Below are 22,280 nucleotides of genomic sequence, written 5' to 3'. Positions count from 1 at the left end.
GCTCCGGCGGCGAGGCCCCTCCGTTCCCTCCCCCTCCGGGGAACCGGCGCTGCCGGTCAGGCGCTCCGGGTGAAGACCTCGTTCCTGGTGGAGCCGTTGGAGCAGAGCTTCTTCTCCTCGGCCGTCATCTTGCGGGACTTGACGACGACCGCGTTGTGCTTGCCGTCCGTGCCGTTCGGGGCGGGGCCGGTGATCACATCGGGTACGAACCAGTAGTAGTGGCCCCACTTGGGGTCGTCGTAGTGGGTCTGCCAGGTGCCGGTTATCCGCTGCATCACCTGGGCGCGGGAGATCCAACCCACCTCGCCCGGCTGCACGGACACCGTGAAGGAGCTGGTCTCCGTGCGCGAGCTCTGCCAGGTGTAGTTGTACGTCGCGGTCACGCTGGCGGTGACGATGCCCTCGATGCCGCCGCCGACGGTGACCGAGCCTCCCACCGAGTGGGAGGAGCCCACGGTGTCGGCCCACGACATCGACTGGGACGCGGGCGAGTCGGTGCAGTTGTAGAGCAGTTCGGAGACCTGGCGGGGCTCGCCGAGGTAAGCCTCACCGATCTCAGGGGAGTTGAAGGTGCACTTGCCCTCCCCGGAAGCGCAGTCGGCCACGATCTGCTCCGCCGTGGGCTGTTCCTCGGCCGCCGCGGGCACGGCCGCCGCCGCGATCGTCCCAAGAGCGGTCGCGGTCAACGCCAGCGTGCGGCCGCCGTACCGCAGGGCGCGGTTCATCGTCATCGTTGGTGCCTTTCACCTACGTGGGGGGACGGTGACCGTGGTGCCCTCGGTTCTGGCGGGGCTGCGGTCACCGCCTGATGCCCATGAGGCTCACGTAATCATCGGCCGACCTACACCAAGAAATGGCAAAGTTATATTTGATTACCAAAACTGGTGCGCCATCAACCACCTTGCGTACAGCGGACGTTGACGGCCTGGCCTGCGGGTTCCACGGGCTCCAGGGGTACAGGAGCTACAGGAGCTACAGGAGCTACAGGAGCTACAGGAGCTACAGGAGCAGGCTGTCCGCGCCCTGCCTCCGGCCGACGGGTCATCGCCCCCGCAGTGCGCTCGCCGTCTCTCCGGTGCGCTCACGCAGCAGGATGCGCAGGGTGTTGGCGTGCTCGTAGCCGACCCTGCGGGCGATGACCTCCAGCGGCAGGTCCGTGGTGCGCAGCAGGTGGGAGGCGCGCTCGACGCGCAGGTCCTGGACGAAGCGGACGGGCGAGGTGCCGAGCGTGCGGCGCACGGAGCGCTGGAGCGTGCGTTCGCTGACCCCGACGGCCCGTGCCGCGTCGGCGATCGAGAGGGCCTGGTCCAGGTGCGACCGGGCCCAGCGCTCGAAGGCCGCCAGGGTCGGATCGCTCTGCGCGAGCGCCGAGGAGATCGTGTACGCCGCCTGCGAGGGCCGCTCGTCCACGACCAGGTAGCGGGCGACGAGCTCCGCGAGGGCCGGGCTGTTCATCCGTACGACCGCGAGCGCGAGGTCGACGTGTCCGAAGGCCGCGCCGGCCGTGGTCACCCCGTCGGACGTGATGACCATACGGGTCTGGTCGACCGTCACCGCCGGGTAGCGCTTGCGGAAGTACGGGGCGAGCCACCAACTCGTGGTGGCCCGGCGCCCGTCGAGCACTCCGGACTCCGCCAGCAGGAACGTGCCGGTGCAGGCGGAAGCGACGGGGATGCGGCGTTCACGTGTCTGCGCCACGAGTCGGCGCACGGACGCGGACTCCGGGCCCGAGACATGCGCGACCAGGGCCTCGGGCCGCCGTTCGGCCAGCGCCGGCACCAGGAGCAGGTCGGCGTCCTTCGCCGTGTCGGCGGGGAGGGTCTCGACCACGTGTCCCGCGCCCGTGCGGACGCGGCGGCGGAACCCGACCGTGGACACGTTCCAGGCGGGTTGGGGCTCGGGGAGTTCCTCGCGCATGGCGTTGGCCCCGTCGAGCACGTCGAGCAGGGCGGCGAGGCCGGAGTCGAACACCCCGTCGTACGTCAGCACAGCCACATCCATGACGGAAACGGTATCGGAAGAGTCGTTTGCGACGCTGGGCGTGGCTGTGGGGGCGGCCTAGGTTCTGTGGTGTCCGGACGACATGGGTGCCCGGTACCAGCACCACCCGTTCATTCGGTGATCACAGACACAGGAGTGCAACATGACGAAGCTGGGGCTGCTGGCCCGCATCGAGGCCAAGCCGGAGTACGCCGAGAAGGTCGAGGCCCTGCTGCGGGACGCGGTGCGGCTCGCGGAACAGGAGGACCACACCGTCACCTGGTTCGCGTTCCGGCAGGGCGCCACGACCTTCGGTGTCTTCGACACCTTCGACGACGAGCAGGGACGCCAGGGACATCTGAAGGGCCGGATCGCGGGCGCGCTCATGGAAGCCGCCGAGACCATGCTCAGTGAGGCGCCGGACATCCGCCCGGTCGACCTCCTCGCGGTCAAGCTTCCCTGATCCCACCGCCGGGCGGCGGCGCGGTGCCCCGTGCCGCCGCCCGGCCTGCGCCGAGGGGCGGGAGGCGCCGGAAGCAGGCCCCCGTGGTCGACCGAGGCATGTCTGCGGCGGGCACCGGCCGGACCCGACAGGAACTGATCGGCCGGTATCTCTTCGACGTGCACCCCGGACCACCCGGCGGACCGCAGGCCGACGGGATGCGCAACCTGACCGCCTCCCCTGCAGCGGGTTCTGCACTCGCAGCAACCCGACACGATGGCGATGCAGAAGTACGACATCCCGTAGGCCGGCCGCGCGGCGAATCCGGCCGTCCCGGGGTGGCCGCGCGACGCCCCCCGCAGGGCGGGATTGGTGAGTGGCCTCCGGGGCCGCAGTTCCCACGACCTGACCTGCCCGTCACCCGCGACCGGGACGACGCGTGACGGCCGAGCCGGCCGCCGGCCCGCAGGGCGTGTCGGCACCGGGCCTCACGGGCTCGTCACCCAGCGGTCCGCGACGGCCAGGGCCGCCGCCATGATGCTCAGCTGCGGATTCACCTGCGGGCAGCTGGGCAGCACGGATCCGTCGGCGATCAGGACGCCGCGCACACCGCGCAAACGCCCTTCCGGGTCGGCCGGGAACCGCTCGGGGTCGGCGCCGGCGGCGGCCGTACCCGTGGGGTGAAACGCGGAGACATGCAGCTGACGTGCCGTCACAGCTGACAGTACGGCGTCCAGTTGGGCCTGGGTGCGGGTGCGTGGAGCGTGGGGGACGCCGGTGAGGACCTCTTCGGCTCCGGCGGCGAACAGCAGGCGGCCCATGGCTCGTTGGGCGCGAAGGAGACGGCCGGCGTCGCGCGGTGCCAGGTCGTAGCGCAGCAGCGTACGGTCCCGGCCGAGGACTCGGCCCGAGGGCCGGTCGGCGACCATGGCGCCCAGCGTCGCCAGCCGCTCGGTGTCCTCCAGTTCGCGGCGCAGTTCGCGTCCGACGCCCGGCAGCACGAACGAACTCATGCCCGGGGGCGCCGCGGTGGCCTCGATCAGGATGCCGTCGGCCCTCAGTTGCTCCACGCCCACGCTCTGCAGCACGCCTTCCCAGCCGGTGACCGGGCGGCTGAATCGGCCCGCCACGCTGATGGCCGGGTGCACGCTGAGGTTCCGGCCGGTCAGGGGGTGGCTGCCGAGGCCGGAGCGGCGCAGCAGCGGCGGGGTCTGCAGAGCGCCGGCGGCGACCACGACGAGGGGGCTGAGGATCTCCAGTTCGCTGCCGTCGGGGCGGCTCACGGCCACTCCGGCGGCGCGTGGCCCGCCGGGCCGGTCGGGATCGGTGAGGATCCTGCGTACCCGGGCGCCGGTCACGATACGGGCGCCGGACGCGCACGCCTGCGGCAGCACGGACAGCTGGACGCTCTGTTTCGCGCCGGTGGGGCAGCCGACGACGCACTGGCAGGAGCCTCGGCAGCCCGGGGCGTTGCGGCGCAGTGGGGCCGCGGCCCAGCCGAGCTTTCTCGCGCCGGCGAGTGCCAGCAGCCCGTTGTCGCCGAGGACGTCCAGTGGCTGCGTCGCCACCCGCAAGGTGCGTTCCACCTCGTCGAGGTGTGCGTCGAGGTCTTCGGCGGCGGCGAATCCGTGGCGGCCCGTCCAGCGGGACAGGACGTGGTCCGGGGTGCGGTAGCAGGTTCCGGAGTTGACGACGGTGGTGCCGCCGACCGCGCGGCCGACGGGCAGGACCAGCGGAGGGCTGCCGAGGGCGAGGGTGGCTCCGCCGTCCCGGTAGAGGTCGGTGAAGCGGTCGAGCGGGGTTCTGCGCCCGAACGACGCGGTGGTGTGGTGCTCTCCCTCCTCGACGATGACGACGCGCATCCCGGCGCGCGCCAGGGTGCGGGCGGCCATGGCGCCGCCGGCCCCCGATCCGACGACGACGGCGTCGGCGGTGGAACGTGTCGGCCAGGCCTGCGAGGGGGTGCAGTCGAGCGGCGGGTCGTCGGGGGCGGCGGACGAGGGCGGGGGGCCGTGCCGCAGCGTCCGTTCGGTGCCGGCCGCCAGCAGCACCGGCACCTTGACCGCGTCCAGGAGGGGCAGCAGGGCGCGGTGGGAGGCGAGTCGGGCCAGGAGGCGGTCCCGTTCGGCGGCGCCGAGCGAGCTCAGCCGACGGCCCGTGCGGGCCACGGCGTAGCCGTCGATCGCCGTCGTCGCGCCGCGTACGGCTGTACGTACCGGGGCGGGCATGGCCGCCAGGAGGGTTTCGAGGCGGCGCGGCACGGCTCGCATCCACTCGGCCGAGCCGTCGTCGGCGAGCAGGGCCGCTGCGAGTGCGGCGAGGGGGGAGGCAGGCGCGGGGGTCATCGGTCGCCGACCTCCGCGTGCGCGGTGCCCGGGAGCCGCCATTCGGCCTCCTGCCGCCACCTGCCCCACCAGCGCTCCAGGCTGACCACCGCGTCCGCGGTCTCGCTGTTGCGGCACACCGCGCGGGAACCGTCGGGGTCGGTGTAGTCGAGCGCCAGCGTCCGCTCCGGCGGCTGGGTCACCCGCACCCGGATGCGACGCCTGCCCACGCGGCCCGCCACACGCCACTCGGGTAGTGCGATGTCCGCCCGGAACCGGCCGGCGCCCGCCCAGCCCACGGCGGTGCGCTCCGCGCGCGCGGGCCAGACGCGTCCGTCACGCAGCAGCCGTAGGAACACCAGCGGGGGCAGTCTGTCCAGGCCGGGCCGCATGGACACGGCGGCGACGATCTCCAGGACGTCACCGCCGCCCAGGTCCGCGTGCAGCCAGGCCCAGCGCCGCGCGTTGCCGTGCCCGTAGATACGGGCGCCGGCGCCGACGGCCCCGTCGAGCCGCAGCTCTTCGTCGCCGTACCGGACGAGTCCGTCGTAGCGGCAACGGGCGTACGGCAGCATGTGGCTGGCCGGCAACCAGGGGCGGCGCCAGGACCAGCGGGGGAAGGTGTGCAGCGGGGCGCCCTCGGGATGTTCGGTGAGCGACCAGCTGAACTTCCCGGCTGATCCGGTGAGTCGACCGGGACCGACCTCGACGCCGTCGATGTCGAAGCCCTGGGGTCCCGCTGTGAACGGCACGGGCCCGAAGCGGGCGTGTTCGACGGGGCCGTCCTTGGGGAAGACGGCGATCCAGCCGTGCGCCTCGGCCCCGGAACCGTCCGAGGGCGCGACCACTTCGTGGTGCAGCCAGACTCCGCTCCCGGTCGCCGGATCGGTCAGGGTCGTGTACCAGACCTCCGTCCGCCCGGGTTTCCCGTCCCAGCGCGCCATGAGGTGCCGATCGGCGTCCGGTGCGGTCGGGCGCGGGAAGCGGAAGCTCGCGAGGAAGGGCAGCAGGCCGGTGGCGAGCGGGAAGCGCAGCGTGCCCTCGCCCACCCGGTCGCCGTCCTCGTACAGGGTGTACGGCAGGACGGTCATCGACGCGACCGGACGCGCGGGCCTGACGGACTTCCAGCCGTCCAGTTCCAGGCGCCTGCCCTCCAGGGTGAAGGTGATCCGGTAGCGGATCCTGCGGCGGGCCAGCGGCGAGATCTCCACCTCCCCCTGGGCTTCGGCGTCGTCCGCCCGCCCCGCCACCCGTATCCGCCCCGTCAGTCGCGCCCGCGTCGTGCGATGGGGCAGCGGCACGGCGTCGGCCCGGGCCACGAGGTCCAGTCGTACCGGGCGCTCGTGCTCCTCGTCGGCCATGCGCACCCGGCCCAGCAGTGTCTCCCGGAAGACCGTCGTGCGTGCGGTCACGAGGCACCGTCCCGGTGTCCGCGGGGGCCTGCCAGCCCTTCGAGCATGATGCGCTCGGTCGCCGAGAGGTAGGCGCCCGCGGCGACGCGCGCCGCTTCCTGGTCACCGGCGGCCACGGCCTCGACGACCGGTGCCAGACGGTCGTATGCGGCCCGCGCGTCCATGAAGGGCGTGACCAGCGCCGCGCGCACCGGCAGGTAGGCGTTGAACAGGGTGTTGGTCAGCAGGACGTACACCCGGTTGCCGGTGGCACGGGCCAGGGCCCGGTGCACCTCGGCGTCCGCCAGTTGCACGTCCTCGCCACCGGCCGCGTCCCGCACGGCCGCCGTCAGCAGCCGCAGTTCGGTGACCTGGGCGGCGGTGGCGCGGGCGGCGGCGCGCTCCGCGATCAACGCTCCGATGCTGCGGCGCACTTCGAAGATCTCGCCGATCCAGTCGGGGCTGTGGCGGACCAGCATGGGCAGCAGATCCGCTCCGCCGAGGCGCAGGAAGTCCCGTACGCGGGTCCCCACTCCGTGCCGTGTCTCCAGAAGTCCCGCGTGCACCAGCCGGCCGAAGGCATGCTTGAGGGTGGTGCGGTTGACCCCGAACTCGTCGGCGAGTTCGCGTTCCGGAGGCAGGTAGGCGCCGGCCGGGTGCTGCCCGGCGAGGATCTGCTCGCGCAGGCGTTGTTCCAGGACATCGACGATGCTTTCGCGTGGCAGTGCGGGCATCTCGGCTCTCCCCGTTCCTTCAGTGGCCCAGTGGTTCAGCGACTCAGTGGTTCAGTGGCTCAGTGGATGAGCCACTGAACCACTGAAGTCGACGGCGCGTCAATGGGTCCTGCCCAGCGACGAGTTGCGCGGCCGGTGGCCGGGGTTCGGCTCCTGCGGCATCACCGCCCTGCTCGCCGCCCGCCGGCACGCCCTGGCAGCCGAGGCCGACGTCGTCCTGGAGCGCGTACCGCCGAATCTGCTGCGCGCCCTGTCCCTGGTCGGTCGGGACCGCTTGTTCACGGTGCGCCCGGCCGGGGGCGCCGCGCCGTGAGCCGCCGACCGGATCGTGGCGGCGGGGTCACCTCGGCGAGCGAGCGGGGTGGGCCGGGGAGGCGAGGAGGCTGCGGAGGTCGATGACGCGGTAGCCGCGGGACGCGACGCCGTCGAGGATCCGGGGCAGTGCCTGAGCGTCGATCACGTCGGCGCGACCCTCGGACGCGCCGACGTGCATCTGCAGGATCGCTCCTGGGCGCAAAGCGTCCAGCGCCCTGCGCACCGCCCGGTCCACGGTCATGCCGCCCTCGGTGCCCATCCACCCGTTGGTGTCAGTGGTGAACTCGATGTCCGCGAACCCCAGGGCGTTGACCTCCCTGATCTCGTCGGGACCGGTCTCGCCGTAGGGGAACCGGAAGAACGGGGTCAGGGCCCGTCCGGCCCCGGCCGCGCGCAGGGCCTGGTCGGCTGACCGTACCTCGCGCTGCCGCGCGGCCGCGGTCAGGTCCCGGAAACGGGGGTGGCTGTAGGAGTGGTTGCCCAGGCCGTGCCCCGCCGCCGCGATCCTCCTGATCGCCGCGGGGTGCCGGTCGGCGAAGTCGCCGGTCGGGAAGAACGTGGCCGGGGTGCGTCGGCGGGTGAGTTCACCGAGGGTGTGGTCCAGGCCGGCGTCGTTCCAGGCGGCGTTGAAGGTCACGGCGGCGATCCGGTCCTGGGTGCGAACCCGGCGGTTCTCCGATCCGAACAGCGCCCGCAGGCCCTCCTCACCCGCGGCCACCGCCCGGCGCGGTGAGTCAGCTCGGTCCGGGACGTCAGCTCGGTCCGGGACGTCAGCTCGGTCCGGGACGTCAGCCCGGTCCAGGGCGCCAGCCCGATCCCGGAAATCAGCCCGATCCCGGAGGTCAGCCTGATCCCGGGAGTCAGCCTGGTCCGGGACGTCCGTCAGGCCCGGCACGCACGGTGGCAGTGCCCACCGGGCGCAGAGGATCCCCGCGGCGGCCAGGAACGGCCGGCGGGGTACGAGACGGGGCGCGGCGAGGGAAGAACGTTTTTCCATGCCCCTGCCATCGGCCGGCCGTCGCCGCCGCTTGAGCGGGCGCCGGCCGCACGCGGGCGGCCCTTGTTCTGCCCTCGGTCCGGTCTCCCTGGGACGGCCACCTGCCCGCAGGCGTGCCGCCGGTCTACTCGGCGTACTTGGCCCCGACCTCGCTGGACCGCAGTGCGGCCTTGTCGTTGAAGCCGATGACATAACCGTCCGGGTCACGGATGTAGAACATGCGCTGACCGGTCTCGTCGGTGGTCATCTCCTTGACCACCTCGGCGTGCTTGGAAGCCTGGGCGTGGAAGGCGTCGAGGTCGTCGACGGCGAAGTAGAACATGCCGGCGAACCCGAGAGGCTGGTCCCGCAGAACGGGGAGCCACTGCTTGAGGTCGGCGTTGCGGTAGATCATCGCCGCGAACTCCCCTTTGTGGAGGAGCATGTGGATGTCGTCCCCCGGGCGCGCGGTGCTGGAGTCGGCGTCGAAGCCCAGCTTGCCGTAGAAGGCCAGGCTGGCGGCCGTGTCGGACACACTGATGCAAGGTACGAAGGGCACGGAGGACTCCTGATCTGCCGGGGCTTAGGCCCGTTGTCACACACCTCGCACCGGGTCGCACGCCGACGGGGTCCATGCGGAGGCCGTACGAGGTGCTCGGTCGGCGGCCCTGGAACGCGGCGACAGGGCCCCCGTAGGGTGCTCCAGGTCAGGAGACGGCCTGGATGCCCTCGGGATGTCAGCCGACCCGCTTGAAACGATACGGTTCGTCTTGTTAGAGTGGGCGCATGGTCTTCTTCTGCTTTCTCTGAGTCCGGGCACGGCGGACGCCGCCGTTCCGCTGCCCGTCGACACCTCTCATCCCCAGGGAAAGTCACATGCGCGAACGCGCTCATTTCGCCACGCCCGCCGCCGTGGCGCAGCTGTCGGTCAAGGACGTCAGCAAGTCCTACGGCACCCGGACGGTTCTCGACCAGGTCTCCTTCACCGTCCGCCCGGGCGACAGGGCCGCCGTGATCGGCGAGAACGGATCCGGAAAGTCCACCCTGCTCCGGCTGCTCGCCGCCCTCGATGCGCCGGATGCCGGGGAGATCACCGTCGGCTTCCCCGGCGGTGTCGGCCATCTCACCCAGACCCTCGACCTCGACCCGGACCGCACCGTGCAGGATGCGGTCGACCTCGCTCTCGCGGACCTGCGTGACATGGAGCGCCGTCTGCGGGCGGCGGAACAGTCGCTCGGTGCGGCGTCCGAGGACGAACTCGCGGCCTACGGCGAGCTGTTGCTGGCCTACGAGGAGCGCGGTGGGTACGAGGCGGACGCCCGCGTCGACGCCGCCCTGCACGGACTCGGGCTGGCCGGGATCACCCGCGACCGCGTTCTGGGCTCGCTCTCCGGCGGCGAGCAGTCGCGACTGGCCCTGGCCTGCGTCCTGGCCGCCGCCCCCGAGCTGCTGCTTCTCGACGAGCCGACGAACCACCTCGACGGGGCGGCCGTGCGCTGGCTGGAGGAGCATCTGCGCGCGCACCGCGGCACCGTCGTCGCGGTCACCCACGATCGCGGCTTCCTGGAGCACATCGCCACCACGATCCTGGAGGTGGACCGGGACGCGCGCACGGTGCACCGCTACGGAGACGGCTGGACCGGTTACCGCACCGCGAAGGCCGCCGCCCGACGCCGCGCGGAACGGGAGTACACGGACTGGGTCGAGGACCTGGCCCGTACCGAGGAGTTGCTGGAGGCCGCCGGAAGCCGGCTGGCCGGCACCGGCAAGGATCCGCAGCAGGGCTTCGGCAAGCACCGCCGCTCGCACGAGGCGAAGCTCGGCGGACAGGTGCGGGCGGTTCGCGAGCGGCTGGCCCAGCTGCGGCGCAACCCGGTGGCGGCGCCGCCGCGACCACTGCGGTTCACGGCGGCACCGACCGCTGCGGGCGGCGAACATCCCGCCGAGCGCCCGCTCGCCGAGCTGGACGACGTCGTGGTGGGCGAACGGCTGCGTCTGGACGGGCCGTTGAGGATCGCGTTCGGGCAGCGGCTGCTGGTGACGGGCGGGAACGGGGCGGGCAAGACGACCCTGCTCCGGGTCCTGGCGGGCGACCTGGAACCCGATGCGGGCACGGTGTCCCGCCCCGCCCGGATCGGGTACCTGGCGCAGGAGCTGCCCGCGCGCTCCACCCCGCTGCCGCTGCTCGACGCGTTCGCGGCCGGGCGGCCCGGAGCGCCGGAGGAGCATGCCGAAGCGCTCCTGGCGATGGGCCTGTTCCGCGAGGAGGATCTGCACGTCCCGGTCGCGGCGCTGTCCGCCGGACAGCAGCGGCGCCTGCAGATCGCGCGCCTGGTGGCCCGGCCCGCTGATCTCCTCGTCCTCGACGAGCCGACGAACCACATCGCGCTCGACCTGGTCGAGGACCTGGAAGCGGCACTCGCCGGCTACCCCGGGGCGGTCGTCGCGGTCTCGCACGACCGCGGGTTCCGGCGGCGGTTCGAGGGCGAGCGACTGGAACTGAGCGCCGGCCGCAGGTGCTGACAGGGCCGGGCCGGCTCAGTCCTCGGCGGGCACGACGCGGGTCACCTTGCCCTTGGTGTCGGTCTCCAGGAAGCCGGTCGAGTACTCGTCGGTCAGGTAGACGGCCATTCCCGCCGGGCCGGAGAGGTCGTCGGGCAGTCTCACCGTCACGTAGCGCAGGTTCGGCTTGTCGACGTTGAGCTTCTTCTTCGCCTCTTCGAGGAGCGCCGGAACCCTGTCCCAGTCGAACTCGTCGAGGGTGACCGGCTTATCGCCAGGGAACAGGGTGCCGCTGATGATGCCCTTCTCCACGCCCGATCCGGGACGGTACGTGTAGGAGTCGTGCTTGGTGTCGCTGCCCTTCACCATCACCTCGGCGGACACGTAGTCGTCGTAGACGGTGAAGTCCCCGAACCTGTCCCGGCCGGTCTCCTTCTTCAGCGCCTCGATGGCGGCGCGGATGCGGTCCGGCGTGAGCATGCTGGCGGTGTCCGCCTTCTCCGGCTGCTGGGCGGCCGGCACAGGGGTGGTCGGCACGGGGGTGGTCGGCACGGGGGTGGTCGGCGAATCGGTCGGCTTGCGGGCGGAGGAGGTCTTCGAGGGCGATGTGGCGCCCTTGTTCGAGCCACCCGCGTCGCCCCCGAGGGGCAGCCACCACCACAGCAGGGCCGCGGCGCCGGCGAGCGCGGTCCCCGAGACGCCCAGCACGACGGCCGGGCGGCGGCCGCCCCGGCCTGCCGGTCGCACCGGCGTGGTCATCGGCTGGGGCGGTACCTGTCCGGGTCCTGGGTAGACCGGCGGCGGCCCGAAGCCGACGGGGGCGGCCGTTTGCCGTGGGTCGGGGACCCCGGGGGCGGCGGCTGCGCCGAACCCGGGGGACGTGACACCGCCGTACGGCCCGAACGTGGTCGGCGAGGCGGCTGCCGGCGGCGACGACGTGGCCGAAGGGGCCGTGCCGGACGGCGGCATCAGCGGGAAGGAGGTCGGCTCCTCGCGGACCTGGCCACCGGACGGCGCCGACTCGATCTCGGCCAGTCTCCGGTCCAGTTCGGCGGCGGACGGCCGCGCCGACGCGTCCCGTACGAGCACGCTCATCAGGACGTCGCCGAGGACGCCGGCACGCGTCGGCGGCGGTACGTCCTCGTGGAGCACCGCGGCGAGCGTGGCCAGGGTGGTGCCCCGGCGCAGCGGGTGGCTGCCCTCCACGGCGGTGTACAGCATCATCGCCAGCGACCACAGGTCGGAGGCGGATCCGCCCTCCTGCCCCGAGATGCGCTCGGGTGCCATGAAGTCGGCCGTGCCGATGATGGAGCCGGTGGCGGTGAGGCTGGTCGACTCACGGATCGCGGCGATGCCGAAGTCCGTGAGGACGGGGCGCCCGTCGGGCCGCAGCAGGACGTTGGCGGGCTTGACGTCCCGGTGCTGGATGCCGGCGTCGTGCGCGGCGGTCAGGGCGGCCAGCACTCCCCTGCCGATCCGTGCCGCCTCGGCCGGGGGCATCGGCCCCTGAGCCAGCCGGTCGGCCAGCGAGCCGCCGCTGACCAGCTCCATCACGATCCACGGGTAGGTGCCTTCGCCGCCGTCGACGATGTGGTGGACGGTGACGACGTTCGGGTGGTCGATCCGGGCCAGGGCCCTCGCCTCGCGCAGCACCCGCTCGCGCAGCATCCGCGCGCCGTCGGGATCGTACTCGGCGAGGTCCACGTCGGGCGGGCGGACCTCCTTGACCGCCACCAGCCTGTGCAACGCCAGATCCCTGGCCCGCCAGACCGTCCCCATCCCGCCGCCCCCGAGGCGGCCCTCCAACTCGAAGCGCCCGTCGACGACGCGTCTGCCGGGACCTCTGTCACCCTCACTCATGGGCGGGAGCTTAGCCGCCGGCACCGACACCTCTCGCACCCCCCGTACCCGCTCTGACCGGCGAACTCTCCGCGTGACGCGGAGGGCCGCGCAGCAACCGCTGTCTACTCCCCGGGTCCTCACAGCCGTCGCGGCGGCGTCGGTCGCACCGGGTCGCGCACGTCCGGTACGGCCGCGCCCGTCATGCCTTCAGGTGAAGCCACTGAGGCCGCACGGGCCACCCGGTCCCGGTGGCTGAACCGCTGTGTGGGCGGCGGGCGTTGAGGGACCGTCGGGCGGCGCGTCACGGCGGGCCGCACGGCGTGACACCGGACGTGTCCGCTCCCGTACAGTCCGTGGCAGCAGTGTTCCGCCAGTCCGTGGCAGCAGTGTTCCGCGCGGCAGACCCGGCGGTGAGCCCGCCCCCACCAGGAGACGACTTATGGACACCGAAGCCGGCCTCGGCTCCCTCCCGCACTCTCCCGCGACGGAGCGTCCGGTCCCCGAAGCCGAGGCCGGGCTCGTACGGTCGTGGCAGGCCGGGGGAGGTCAACTGGTCGAGTTGCTGGCGCAGGTGCGCCAGGAGGTCGGCGGCGTCGCCGCCTTCCGCCTCGGGCCGAACCCCACCGTGCTCGTCACCGATCCCGACGCCGTCCAGCACGTGCTCGCCCGGCACCCGGACCGCTACGTCAAGCGCTCGCACCGCGCCCGCCTCCTGGTCGGCGACGGTGTCCTGTCCGCGACCGGTGAGGCGTGGAAGCGGCAACGGCGTTTGCTGCAGTCCCAGTTCACGGGTACCGGGATGCGCCGCTACGAGCGGCGGATCACGGAGGCGGCCCGGACCGCCGCCGAGCGCTGGGAGTCGTACGCCCGTACCGGACAGACCTTCGACGTCGGGGAGGAGATGCGCCGCTTCGCCCTGGACGCAATCTGGCGCTCCCTGACCGGTCACGCGCTGGATGACGGGACCGAGCGCGAGCTGGAAGCCGTCTCGGCGGTGGGCGCCGCGCTCCCCACGCTGCCCGCGGACGTCACGGACGCCGAGGCCGCCGTCGCCGCCGACCTCGCGCGGATCGACGCGGTCGCGCGGCGCGCCATCGAGGCCGCCCGCCGCGGGACGGCCGGACCGGACGGTCCGGGCCTGCTGCACGTCCTGGTCGACGCCGCCGGTGAACGCCCCGAGTACACCGACCGGCTGATCCGCGACGAACTGGTCACGCTGCTCGCGGCCGGGCACGAGACCACCGCCACCACCCTGACCTGGCTCCACCTTCTCCTCGACAGGCACCCGGCCGCCCGCGAACAAGCCCTCGACGCGGGCGAGGAAGGCTCGGCGGAACGCCGCGAGGCCGTACGGGCCCTGGTCCACGAGGCACTCCGGCTCTACCCCTCGGCGTGGCTGCTTCCCCGCCACGCCGCCGAGGACGACCTCCTCGCCGGATACACCGTCGAGGCGGGCACCGACGTCCTGGTCTGCCCGTACCTGACCCACCGCGACCCCGAACTGTGGCCCGATCCGGAGCACTTCGACCCCCGGCGCTTCACCGCACCGGGCGGGCGGCCCGGCCACCCGGGCGCCTACTTCCCCTTCGGTATCGGTCCACGCGCCTGCCTCGGCCTGCAGTTCGCGCTCCAGGAGTCGACCGTCCTGCTGGAGCACCTGCTGCCGGTCCACACCCCGGTCCTCGCCGCCACGCCCACGAAGGCCCGGTTCGGCCTCACCGTCCGCCCCGACGGACCCGTGCCCGCCACCCTGACGCCGCCGCGGAACTGAACGGGCGGGTGCCAAAATCCCGGTCGCGGTACGACGGCCGTGTGACATCATCCGCTGTCATGTCCTCGTTATCCGCGTACTCGTCAAGTCCCGTCGTCCGCTGGCGAGTTGCGCTGCTGGCGAGTGTCCTGCTGGTGCTGCTCGTGGCGCAGGGCGGCACCCGGGCCGGGGCCGCCCCGGCCTCCGCGGCCGGGGCGCGGAGCACCGGCGCCGCCACCCCCGACCGGCCGCGCTACGACGTGGCGCTGCGCGCCGACGCGGACGGCTCGCGCTGGACGGGACGGCAGCGGGTGTCGTTCCGCAACGCCTCCGACCGGCCGCTGCGTGAGGTGTACGTACGGCTGTGGGGCAACGGCGTGGACGGGTGCGGCAGGCCCGGCGGGCCCTCTCCGGTCCGGGTGACCGGGGTCCGCGGGGGCGTCGCAGGCCGGCTCAGTGTGGGCTGCACGGCACTGCGTATCGCGCTGCCGAAGCCGCTCACGCGCGGCGAGCGCACCGCCGTCTCCTTCGACGTGTCCGTCACCGTGCCTGAGCGCAACGACCGCTTCGGCCGCGAGGGCGCCTTCCGTTTCCTGGGCAACGCGCTGCCCGTACTCGCCGTGCGCGACGCCACGGGATGGCACCTGGACCCGTACGTGTCCACCGGGGAGAGCTTCTACGCCCTGGCCGGCGACTTCCGGGTGGCGCTCGACCACCCCTCCGCCCTGAAGATTCCGGCGACCGGCCGCACCTGGACCCGTACCGGCGAGCACGGGCGCAGCCTCACGCTGAGCATCGCCCACCGGGTACGGGACTTCGCCTGGGCCGCCGGCCCGTTCCGCACCGCCGAGGAGACCACACCCGGCGGTGTGCGGGTGCGGTCGTTCTGGGCTCCCGGCACTTCCGCCGAGGGGGTGCGCCTCAGCCGCGAGGAGGGCGCCACGGCCGTCGACCGCTTCGGCGAGGAGTTCGGCCGCTACCCGTACGGTGAGATCGACCTCGTGATGACGAGCCGGTTCGGCGGCGGCATGGAGTATCCCGGCCTGGTCCTCCTCGGCACGACCGACGAGGGCAGCGCGGTCGTCCACGAGGTCGCCCACCAGTGGTGGTACGGGATCGTCGGCAACGACGAGTACCGGGCGCCCTGGCTGGACGAGAGTTTCGCGCAGTACGCCACCGCGCGGTTCTACGGCTGGGAGACCGGTGACTGCTGGTCGGACGTCCAGTGGCCCAGCAGCCGTACCGCGCTGACCAGTTCGATGGCGTATTGGGCCGAGAACCCGGGCGACTACCACCTGATCTACTCGGCCGGCCCCTGCGCCCTCGCGGACCTGGAGCGCACGCTCGGTGCCGACACGATGGCCGGGCTCCTGCGTCAGTACGCCCGTGACCACTGGTACGGCGTGTCGACGACGGCCGACTTCAAGAAGGCCGCGCAGTCGGTGACGGACCAGGATCTGAGCGGGTTCTGGAAGCAGCACCGGATCCGCTGAGGGACGGATCGCCACCGCCGTGGAACGTGTCGGCGACCGGCCGACGCAGCCTCAGCGGTCCGCCGTTCAACCGTGCTGTTGGTATGGACCTGACAGGTGCACGGCGATAAGCTCTGCCCCGAACTGAGTGAGAGCGCTCTCAGACTGCGGTTGTTCCACCCCACCTCGTTGGAACGACGAAGGGCAACTCCCATGAGACGCACCAGACTCACGTACGCCGGCCTCGCCGCGCTGCTCGCGTTCGGCGGCTGGACCACCGGCGGAGCCGGACCGGCCTCCGCGAACGACTCCGCGGCGACGACCGCCGGATCCGCGTCCGTCTCCGCCGGGATGCTGCAGGCCATGCAGCGGGACCTCGGCCTGTCGAAGGAACGGGCCGAGGCCCGACTGGCCGCGGAACGCGTCGCCCTCGACATCGCGGCGAAGGCACGCGAGGCGGCCGGATCCGCCTATGGCGGCTCGTGGTTCGACGCGCGGAGCGAGCGGCTCACCGTGGCCGTCACCTCGAAAGCGCCGCCCGCGACCGTACGGCAGGTACGCGCCACCGGAGCGACCGTGCGCACCGTCACGCACAGCGCGCGGGAACTCGACGCGACCCGGGCCCGCATCGACCGGCTCTCCGCCCCGTCGGGCGTGAGCGGCTGGCACGTGGATCCGGTGGCCAACACGGTCGTCGTGAACGTCGTCCGGGACCGGCGGGCGGACAACGATGTCCGGCGGTTCGTGGCGCGCGCCCTCGAAGCCGGCCCCGTCACCGTCGGCACCGTGGCCGCGGCGCCGCGCACCTTCGCGGCGGGCACGGTGGGCGGCGACCCGTACTACACCGGCAACGTCCGCTGCTCCATAGGCTTCTCGGTGCACGGCGGTTTCGTCACCGCGGGGCACTGCGGTCGGCAGGGAGCGTCCGTCAGGGGCTGGGACGGTTCCCACATCGGGACCTTCCAGGGCTCCTCGTTCCCGGACAACGACTATGCCTGGGTGAGCGTCGGCAGCGGCTGGTGGACGGTGCCGGTGGTCCTCGGCTGGGGCACCGTCCCCGACCGTCTCGTGCGCGGCTCGGCCGAGGCCCCCGTCGGGACCTCCGTGTGCCGGTCCGGTTCCACGACGCGCTGGCACTGCGGCACCGTGCTGGCCAAGAACGAGACGGTCAACTACAGCCAGGGCGCGGTGCACCAGATGACGAAGACCAGCGTCTGCGCGGAACCCGGCGACTCCGGGGGCTCGTTCATCAGCGGCGACCAGGCACAGGGGGTCACGTCGGGCGGCTGGGGCAACTGCTCGGGCGGCGGCCAGACGTGGTTCCAGCCCGTCAACGAGATCCTCGCGCGGTACGGGCTGCGGCTGCACACGGCCTGACCCGGGGGCCGGACGAAGGAAACGGCTTCTTCGTCCGGCCCGCCGGCCACAAGCCCGAGCCGCTGCCCTGCCTACGGCAGCCGTACGGCAGGATGAGATCCATGAGCGTAGTCAAGATCAACGTACTCACCGTCCCGGCCGAGCAGCGCGAGACGCTCGAGAAGCGGTTCGCTTCCCGTGCGCATGCCGTGGAGAGCTCCGACGGGTTCGAGTGGTTCGAACTCCTGCGTCCCGTCGAGGGCACCGACACCTACCTCGTGTACACGCGCTGGCGTGACGAGGAGTCCTTCCAGGCCTGGATGGAGGGCCCCATGAAGGCCGCCCACCAGGGCGGCGGGGCGGACAGCGCGGACCGGCCGAAGCCGGCGGCGAGCGGATCCACCCTGTGGTCCTTCGAGGTCGTCCAGCAGGCGGCACCGAAGAACGGCTGACGCTTTCGCTGCGGGCCCGGTGGGGCCGACCGGTCGACGGGCCGGGCCGGCCTCGTCGGGTTTCGCGGGCGACCGGTAGGGTCGGCTCCATGGACGCTCCCTTACCCTTTCCGATCACCTTCGCTCCGAGGGCGAGGCGCTGACCATGCGGGCCTTGCTGTTCGTCGGCGCGGGCGTCGTCGCGCTGGGCGTCGCCGCGTTTCTGGCGGACCGGGCGCTGCTCGCGCTGGAGGCTCGCGGCTGGGTCTACTGGCGCAGGACCAAGACCCTGTCCTCCATCGGAGCCGACATCGCGCAGGAGATCGCTCCAGGGTCCCAGGCCGTCAAGCGGGCGATGGAGCAGGAGCGCGTGCGCAAGAACGTCAGGCCTGCGCAGGACCCGCCTTTCCAGGTGGACCTGGACAAAGGCACGGTGCGTATTCGCCGACCGGACCGGTAGCGCGGCTTCGCCCCTCCCCTCCCCTCCCACAGCGGCCAACGCCCTTTTCTTCGTGGGGTGTTCGGTGGGCATCGGCGACCCTTCGTGGCTGGGAGCGTGGGCCGGAAACGGGCAAGCGGCCGGCTGACCGTGATCGATGGGATCCACAAAGCCGCCCACAGGGCAGGGGGCGTGGAGACTGAAGGCAAGGCCCGGCCGTCGGCGGCTCAAGGAACGATGATGACTTTGCCTCGGATCCGGCCGGCCTCGCTGAGGCGGTGGATGACGGCGAGGTCGGTGAGTGGGCGTGACTCGCTGATGTCGATGGTGATCACACCCGCGTCGATGAGCTCCACCAGCGCCGCCAGATGCTCCACATCATTGCGGGCGACCATGTGCATCGCGGTCACCCCGGCGTCGGCAGGCGGCTCGATCGGCGTGGCGATCGAGACGATCCGCCCGCCGGGCCGCACCAGCGGCGCCAGAGCCGCGGTGTCCGGCGGGCTCAGCGGGACAAGGTTGAGCAGCGTGTCCACCGGGCCGTCGAGCGCGGCCATCACCGGCGTGGCGGTGTAGTCGATCACCTGGTCCGCCCCTTGCCGCCGGACCGCCTCGGCGCTGCGGGCGCCGGCCGTGGCGATCACCTCGGCTCCCGCGTACTTGGCGAGCTGCGTCACGAAGCCACCGACGCCTCCGCCCGCACCGTTGACCAGTACCCGCTGACCGGCGGCCACCTTCCCGTGCTCGAACACCGCCTGCCACGCCGTGAGTCCGGCCACGGGAAGGGCCGCAGCGTGCGCGAGAGGGACGGAGTCGGGAGCCGTGACCAGCGTGGCCACGGGCGCCCGTACGTACTCGGCGGCCGCACCCGCGCTGTCGAGCCGCCCGATGACCCGGTCGCCGACGGTGAACCCCTCCGCACCCGCGCCGATCTCGGCGACCGTGCCGGCGAGGTCCCATCCGAGCGTGTAGGGCAGGTCCAGGGGAAGGAACGCCCGCAGCAGTCCGCCCCGCAACGCGGCCTCGGTGGGGTTGAACGAGGTTGCGGCGACACGGATGAGCACTTCACCTGACGCAGGCTCAGGGCGCGGAACGTCGTCGTAGCGGATCACGGACGCGTCACCGTAGTCGTGGATACGTGCGCTCTTCATCTTCATGCCGCGAATCTACGGGCGCGCTCGGAGACGATCCATGCGGCAAAGTCCCCAGTTCATACGCGTACGTCTCGCGCGCGTAGTCTCACCGCATGGATGTGCTCAGTGACGTCATCGCGGTGATGCGGACCGGGCGGCCTCGGTCGGCGCATGTGCGGTGGCATGCCCCGTGGGGGCAGGAGTTCGCCTCCGTACCGGGGTCGGCGGGCTTTCAGGTGATCCTGCACGGCTCCTGCTGGCTACTCCCTCCGGACGCAGAGCCCGTCCGGCTGGGCGTGGGCGACGTGGTGTTCCTGCCCCACGGCAGTGGGCACACCCTGGCCGACAGCCCCGAAACCTCGGCGACGGCCCCCGCCTGCGACCCTGACGACCCCCGATGGTCCGAGCCCTACGCGTCCGACAGCGTCGACCGGACCGGAGACCGCGGTCCGGTCACCGTCGTGCTCTGCGGGACCTACCGGCTCGACCCGTCCCGCACCCACCCGCTGCTGCGTGACCTGCCTGACCGGATCCACCTCCCCGCGCACCCGGATCGCCACCCGGAACTGCGCTCGGCCGTGGGGCTACTGGCCGCCGAACTGGAGCACCCGCGCCTCGGCACGGACGCGGCCGTCCCTGCGCTCCTGGACACCTTGCTGCTGTACATCCTGCGCATCTGGTTCGACGAACAGCCCGCCCGGGGCGACACCACCGGCTGGGCCGCCGCGCTCAACGACCCACCGGTCACCGCCGCCCTCCACGCCATCCACCGGGCCCCGGCGGCGCCGTGGACGGTGGCGAAACTCGCCGCGGAAGCGGGGCTCTCCCGCGCACCGTTCGCGAGGCGCTTCGCCACACTGATCGGCCAACCGCCCCTCGGCTACCTGACCTGGTGGCGGATGACCACGGCCGCGCGCCTGCTGCGGACATCGGACGCACCATTGAAATCCGTCGCCGCCCAGGTGGGCTACGCCTCCGAGTTCGCCTTCGCCAACGCGTTCAAGCGCACGTACGGGACGGCCCCCGGCACGTACAGACGGCGGAGCTGAAATCAGCTGTACGTGACTGGGTGCGTCCGGGTGCACTCCGAGGTGGGTAGCCGGTGCCGAGACACGCTCCTAGCGCCCTGAACTCGGCGACAGGGCCCGGCCCTTGGCCCCGCGGTGCGGTCGGCTGCACGCCACCAGGACGACGGTGACGCTGATCAGCAGTGACCAGGCGACGATCTTGTCCACGCCGACGGGCTGCCAGCCGTCGAGTTGGTAGGGGTAGCGCCAGGCGCCCAGGTAGGTGGCGAGGTTCTCCGCGACCCACAGGAAGAAGCCGATCAGGAAGAAGGCGAGGGCGAGCGGCATCCGCCGGGACGCGCCGCGCACCGTGAAGCGCGCCGAGGTGCCCGCGGTGGCGGCGAGGAGCAGGCCGGCCAGGAGCCACCGTGCGTCGGGCAGCCAGTGGTGGCTGAAGAAGTTGACGTAGACGGCCGCCGCGACCAGGGCCGTCGAGCGCGGGCGGTAGCGCACCAGCTCCAGGTCGAACAGGCGCCAGGCACGGCAGACGTAGCTGCCGACGGCCGCGTAGAGGAACCCTCCGTACAACGGGACGCCCGCGAACTTCAGGACGGCCGGCTCCGGGTAGCTCCAGGACCCGAGGGACACCTTCACCAACTCGAACGCCAGGCCGATGACATGGCAGATCGCGATCACCGCCACGTCCCGGCCGTTCTCCCAGCCGCGCAGCCAGAACAGCAGGGTGAGCAGCACACCGTAGGCGACGAGCAGGTCGTACCGGGCTATGGGCAGGCCGGGCAGCAGTGCGGACGCCGCCACGCCGGACAGCAGGGCGATGGCGAACGCGCACGCCCGGGTCTGTGTCCACGCGAAGTCGAGCAGTTGACGAACCGATGAGGCCATGGGGCCCGTGACGCTTGTGGTGACCATGATGTGATCGAGGACGGTTCTGCGCCGCCCTCGGTTGCCGGGCCCGCGCGGAAAATGCGTTGCGACCGCCTTTCTCGCCCCGGACGCTGTGCCCATGCACTACACCCTTCGCCCGGCCGGCCTCACCGACGCGGCCGCCATCACCGACCTGCTCAACGAGGTCGACCGGATCGAGATAGGCCGGCCCGAGACCGATCTGCACACCGTCGAGGCAGATCTGAAACGGCCCGACGTCGATCTGGAGCGCGACTCCTGGCTCGCCTTCCACGACGGCCGGCTGGTGGCCTACGGGCTGCTGTGGGACGAGTCGGCGGGCGAACGCGTCGACATCGACCACTACGTGCTGCCCGAGCACCAGCACGCCGGGCAGCTCCTGCTGGACGCGATGGAGGTCCGCGCCCTGGACAGGGCCCGGAGCAACGGGGCGGCCAGGGCGGTGGTGCATCTGCACCTGAACACCGAGCCCACCCTCGACACGGGCCTCATCGAGAAGCGCGGCTGGTCCGTCGTACGCCGCTATCACGTGCTGCGACGGCCGGTGGATCCCGCGGTGGACCTCGTGCCGGAGGTGCCGTCCGGTGTTCGGCTGCGGTCGTGCGTCGAGGAGGCGGACCGGTCGCGCGTCCATGCCCTGTACCAGTCGAGCTTCGCCGAGCACTTCGACTTCCAGCCCCGCGGCTACGAGCAGTGGCTGCAGGACGTCGACGCCGATGTGCTCGACTGGTCGCTGGTGTGGATCGCCGCTACCGAGGAGCTCGGGGACGTCGGCTTCCTGCTCGCCCGTAACGACCGTGAGGCGATGGGCTGGATCAGGAGCCTCGGCGTCGTGCGTGAGGCTCGTGGGCTGGGTCTGGGTGGGCTGCTGCTGCGGAACGCGTTCGCGGCCTTCGCCGCTCGCGGGCGGGACACGGTGGGACTCGGGGTGGACACCTCCAACGCCACCGGCGCTCCGGCTCTCTACGCCCGCCATGGCATGGCGGTGCATTTCGCCGTCGACACCTGGGAGGCCGTCCTGCCGTGACGTCCCGCAGCGGCGGCACCGGGAGCGTGAGCCCTGCCCGGGGCAACTGGCCGTAGCCGGAGGGCGCCTCACGGCAGCGGCTTGGACGACGGCGCGCCACGGGGCGGCCGGGGACGGTGGGCGCGTCACCGGGTGCCGGCAACGGTGGGCGCGGGGCCGCACCCGATGCGAGGGGCGTGGCTCTGCGGCCCTCGACCACGACGTGGCGCAGTGTGGCCGTGCCGGCCCGGCCGGA

20 protein-coding genes are annotated in these 22,280 nt (G+C 72.4%); 10 read left to right on the top strand and 10 right to left on the bottom strand.

Features of this window, described 5'->3' with window-relative positions; translation table 11 throughout:
• Nucleotides 1–56: 56 nt before the first annotated feature.
• Both ACFYNL_RS35140 and ACFYNL_RS35135 read right to left on the bottom strand, forming a co-directional pair.
• Complete coding sequence (locus ACFYNL_RS35140; RefSeq protein ID WP_388811008.1) at nucleotides 57–731, bottom strand: hypothetical protein; 675 nt, start codon at nucleotides 729–731, stop codon at nucleotides 57–59.
• Between the two features lie 310 nt (nucleotides 732–1,041).
• Nucleotides 1,042–2,001 (bottom strand): GlxA family transcriptional regulator, encoded by a 960-nt coding sequence (locus ACFYNL_RS35135; RefSeq protein ID WP_388811006.1) that lies wholly within the window; start codon nucleotides 1,999–2,001, stop codon nucleotides 1,042–1,044.
• Nucleotides 2,002–2,143: 142 nt separating this feature from the next.
• Here ACFYNL_RS35135 and ACFYNL_RS35130 point away from each other — a divergent pair, with 142 nt between their 5' ends.
• The gene (locus ACFYNL_RS35130; RefSeq protein ID WP_388811003.1) at nucleotides 2,144–2,443 is read left to right on the top strand and encodes a putative quinol monooxygenase; all 300 of its coding nucleotides are present in this window, start codon (nucleotides 2,144–2,146) and stop codon (nucleotides 2,441–2,443) included.
• A gap of 467 nt (nucleotides 2,444–2,910) precedes the next feature.
• On the opposite strand, the gene ACFYNL_RS35125 is transcribed toward ACFYNL_RS35130, so the two are convergent.
• From ACFYNL_RS35125 to ACFYNL_RS35115, 3 genes are read right to left on the bottom strand one after another with little or no spacing between them, the layout of a single operon-like run.
• Complete coding sequence (locus ACFYNL_RS35125; RefSeq protein WP_388811001.1) at nucleotides 2,911–4,767, bottom strand: GMC family oxidoreductase N-terminal domain-containing protein; 1,857 nt, start codon at nucleotides 4,765–4,767, stop codon at nucleotides 2,911–2,913.
• A complete protein-coding gene (locus tag ACFYNL_RS35120; protein ID WP_388810998.1) occupies nucleotides 4,764–6,158 on the bottom strand; it encodes a hypothetical protein in 1,395 nt (464 codons plus the stop codon). Before ACFYNL_RS35120 ends, ACFYNL_RS35125 begins: the two co-directional genes overlap by 4 nt.
• Nucleotides 6,155–6,871: a FadR/GntR family transcriptional regulator gene (locus tag ACFYNL_RS35115; protein WP_388810996.1), complete on the bottom strand. Its 717-nt coding sequence runs from the start codon at nucleotides 6,869–6,871 to the stop codon at nucleotides 6,155–6,157. Before ACFYNL_RS35115 ends, ACFYNL_RS35120 begins: the two co-directional genes overlap by 4 nt.
• 124 nt (nucleotides 6,872–6,995) lie before the next feature.
• Here ACFYNL_RS35115 and ACFYNL_RS35110 point away from each other — a divergent pair, with 124 nt between their 5' ends.
• Complete coding sequence (locus ACFYNL_RS35110; RefSeq protein ID WP_388810993.1) at nucleotides 6,996–7,184, top strand: hypothetical protein; 189 nt, start codon at nucleotides 6,996–6,998, stop codon at nucleotides 7,182–7,184.
• A 27-nt stretch (nucleotides 7,185–7,211) separates the two neighbouring features.
• Here ACFYNL_RS35110 and ACFYNL_RS35105 read toward each other — a convergent pair whose 3' ends face one another.
• Entirely contained in the window at nucleotides 7,212–7,904 is a 693-nt protein-coding gene (locus ACFYNL_RS35105; protein WP_388810990.1) for a polysaccharide deacetylase family protein, read from the bottom strand.
• A 403-nt stretch (nucleotides 7,905–8,307) separates the two neighbouring features.
• Nucleotides 8,308–8,721, bottom strand: coding sequence for a VOC family protein (locus ACFYNL_RS35100; RefSeq protein WP_388810989.1), 414 nt, complete (start codon nucleotides 8,719–8,721; stop codon nucleotides 8,308–8,310).
• A 317-nt stretch (nucleotides 8,722–9,038) separates the two neighbouring features.
• On the opposite strand from ACFYNL_RS35100, the gene abc-f reads away from it, so the two are divergent.
• Complete coding sequence (gene abc-f, locus ACFYNL_RS35095) at nucleotides 9,039–10,685, top strand: ribosomal protection-like ABC-F family protein (RefSeq protein ID WP_388810987.1); 1,647 nt, start codon at nucleotides 9,039–9,041, stop codon at nucleotides 10,683–10,685.
• 15 nt (nucleotides 10,686–10,700) lie between these two features.
• On the opposite strand, the gene ACFYNL_RS35090 is transcribed toward abc-f, so the two are convergent.
• Nucleotides 10,701–12,524: a serine/threonine-protein kinase gene (locus ACFYNL_RS35090; RefSeq protein WP_388810985.1), complete on the bottom strand. Its 1,824-nt coding sequence runs from the start codon at nucleotides 12,522–12,524 to the stop codon at nucleotides 10,701–10,703.
• A 421-nt stretch (nucleotides 12,525–12,945) separates the two neighbouring features.
• Between ACFYNL_RS35090 and ACFYNL_RS35085 the strand changes: the two genes are divergently transcribed.
• The 5 genes from ACFYNL_RS35085 (at nucleotide 12,946) to ACFYNL_RS35065 (ending at nucleotide 17,975) form a co-directional block, all read left to right on the top strand.
• Entirely contained in the window at nucleotides 12,946–14,277 is a 1,332-nt protein-coding gene (locus ACFYNL_RS35085) for a cytochrome P450 (RefSeq protein WP_388810982.1), read from the top strand.
• Nucleotides 14,278–14,336: 59 nt separating this feature from the next.
• Nucleotides 14,337–15,749 carry a M1 family metallopeptidase gene (locus ACFYNL_RS35080; protein ID WP_388810979.1) on the top strand — a complete coding sequence of 471 codons (1,413 nt, stop codon included), beginning with the start codon at nucleotides 14,337–14,339 and terminating at the stop codon, nucleotides 15,747–15,749.
• 192 nt (nucleotides 15,750–15,941) lie between these two features.
• Complete coding sequence (locus tag ACFYNL_RS35075; protein ID WP_388810976.1) at nucleotides 15,942–17,105, top strand: S1 family peptidase; 1,164 nt, start codon at nucleotides 15,942–15,944, stop codon at nucleotides 17,103–17,105.
• A 101-nt stretch (nucleotides 17,106–17,206) separates the two neighbouring features.
• Nucleotides 17,207–17,536 (top strand): antibiotic biosynthesis monooxygenase family protein, encoded by a 330-nt coding sequence (locus ACFYNL_RS35070; protein ID WP_388810973.1) that lies wholly within the window; start codon nucleotides 17,207–17,209, stop codon nucleotides 17,534–17,536.
• Nucleotides 17,537–17,690: 154 nt separating this feature from the next.
• Nucleotides 17,691–17,975, top strand: coding sequence for a hypothetical protein (locus ACFYNL_RS35065; RefSeq protein ID WP_388810971.1), 285 nt, complete (start codon nucleotides 17,691–17,693; stop codon nucleotides 17,973–17,975).
• Nucleotides 17,976–18,181: 206 nt separating this feature from the next.
• Here the strand turns inward: ACFYNL_RS35065 and ACFYNL_RS35060 are convergent, their stop codons facing one another.
• The gene (locus ACFYNL_RS35060; RefSeq protein ID WP_388810969.1) at nucleotides 18,182–19,111 is read right to left on the bottom strand and encodes an NADP-dependent oxidoreductase; all 930 of its coding nucleotides are present in this window, start codon (nucleotides 19,109–19,111) and stop codon (nucleotides 18,182–18,184) included.
• Between the two features lie 89 nt (nucleotides 19,112–19,200).
• Between ACFYNL_RS35060 and ACFYNL_RS35055 the strand changes: the two genes are divergently transcribed.
• On the top strand, nucleotides 19,201–20,136 hold the full coding sequence (locus tag ACFYNL_RS35055; RefSeq protein ID WP_388810966.1) for an AraC family transcriptional regulator: 936 nt from the start codon (nucleotides 19,201–19,203) through the stop codon (nucleotides 20,134–20,136).
• A gap of 69 nt (nucleotides 20,137–20,205) precedes the next feature.
• Here ACFYNL_RS35055 and ACFYNL_RS35050 read toward each other — a convergent pair whose 3' ends face one another.
• Nucleotides 20,206–21,024, bottom strand: coding sequence for a DUF817 domain-containing protein (locus tag ACFYNL_RS35050; RefSeq protein WP_388810964.1), 819 nt, complete (start codon nucleotides 21,022–21,024; stop codon nucleotides 20,206–20,208).
• Between the two features lie 94 nt (nucleotides 21,025–21,118).
• Here ACFYNL_RS35050 and ACFYNL_RS35045 point away from each other — a divergent pair, with 94 nt between their 5' ends.
• Nucleotides 21,119–22,045 carry a GNAT family N-acetyltransferase gene (locus ACFYNL_RS35045; protein WP_388810961.1) on the top strand — a complete coding sequence of 309 codons (927 nt, stop codon included), beginning with the start codon at nucleotides 21,119–21,121 and terminating at the stop codon, nucleotides 22,043–22,045.
• Nucleotides 22,046–22,280 lie beyond the last annotated feature (235 nt).

Source organism: Streptomyces sp. NPDC007808 (assembly GCF_042868655.1).
Lineage (GTDB): Bacteria > Actinomycetota > Actinomycetes > Streptomycetales > Streptomycetaceae > Streptomyces.
Note: the sequence above shows the minus strand (reverse complement) of the source record. Positions and strands in the feature narration are given on the sequence as shown.

Excerpts from the sequence above, each read along its gene's own strand:
- ACFYNL_RS35115 (WP_388810996.1), bottom strand. The coding sequence starts at position 6,871 with ATGCCCGCACTGCCACGCGAAAGCATCGTCGATGTCCTGGAACAACGC.
- ACFYNL_RS35125 (WP_388811001.1), bottom strand. The coding sequence starts at position 4,767 with ATGACCCCCGCGCCTGCCTCCCCCCTCGCCGCACTCGCAGCGGCCCTG.
- ACFYNL_RS35045 (WP_388810961.1), top strand. The coding sequence starts at position 21,119 with ATGCACTACACCCTTCGCCCGGCCGGCCTCACCGACGCGGCCGCCATC.
- ACFYNL_RS35050 (WP_388810964.1), bottom strand. The coding sequence starts at position 21,024 with ATGGTCACCACAAGCGTCACGGGCCCCATGGCCTCATCGGTTCGTCAA.
- ACFYNL_RS35075 (WP_388810976.1), top strand. The coding sequence starts at position 15,942 with ATGAGACGCACCAGACTCACGTACGCCGGCCTCGCCGCGCTGCTCGCG.
- ACFYNL_RS35135 (WP_388811006.1), bottom strand. The coding sequence starts at position 2,001 with ATGGATGTGGCTGTGCTGACGTACGACGGGGTGTTCGACTCCGGCCTC.
- ACFYNL_RS35130 (WP_388811003.1), top strand. The coding sequence starts at position 2,144 with ATGACGAAGCTGGGGCTGCTGGCCCGCATCGAGGCCAAGCCGGAGTAC.
- ACFYNL_RS35080 (WP_388810979.1), top strand. The coding sequence starts at position 14,337 with ATGTCCTCGTTATCCGCGTACTCGTCAAGTCCCGTCGTCCGCTGGCGA.
- ACFYNL_RS35140 (WP_388811008.1), bottom strand. The coding sequence starts at position 731 with ATGACGATGAACCGCGCCCTGCGGTACGGCGGCCGCACGCTGGCGTTG.
- abc-f (WP_388810987.1), top strand. The coding sequence starts at position 9,039 with ATGCGCGAACGCGCTCATTTCGCCACGCCCGCCGCCGTGGCGCAGCTG.
- ACFYNL_RS35060 (WP_388810969.1), bottom strand. The coding sequence starts at position 19,111 with ATGAAGATGAAGAGCGCACGTATCCACGACTACGGTGACGCGTCCGTG.
- ACFYNL_RS35055 (WP_388810966.1), top strand. The coding sequence starts at position 19,201 with ATGGATGTGCTCAGTGACGTCATCGCGGTGATGCGGACCGGGCGGCCT.
- ACFYNL_RS35090 (WP_388810985.1), bottom strand. The coding sequence starts at position 12,524 with ATGAGTGAGGGTGACAGAGGTCCCGGCAGACGCGTCGTCGACGGGCGC.
- ACFYNL_RS35070 (WP_388810973.1), top strand. The coding sequence starts at position 17,207 with ATGAGCGTAGTCAAGATCAACGTACTCACCGTCCCGGCCGAGCAGCGC.
- ACFYNL_RS35085 (WP_388810982.1), top strand. The coding sequence starts at position 12,946 with ATGGACACCGAAGCCGGCCTCGGCTCCCTCCCGCACTCTCCCGCGACG.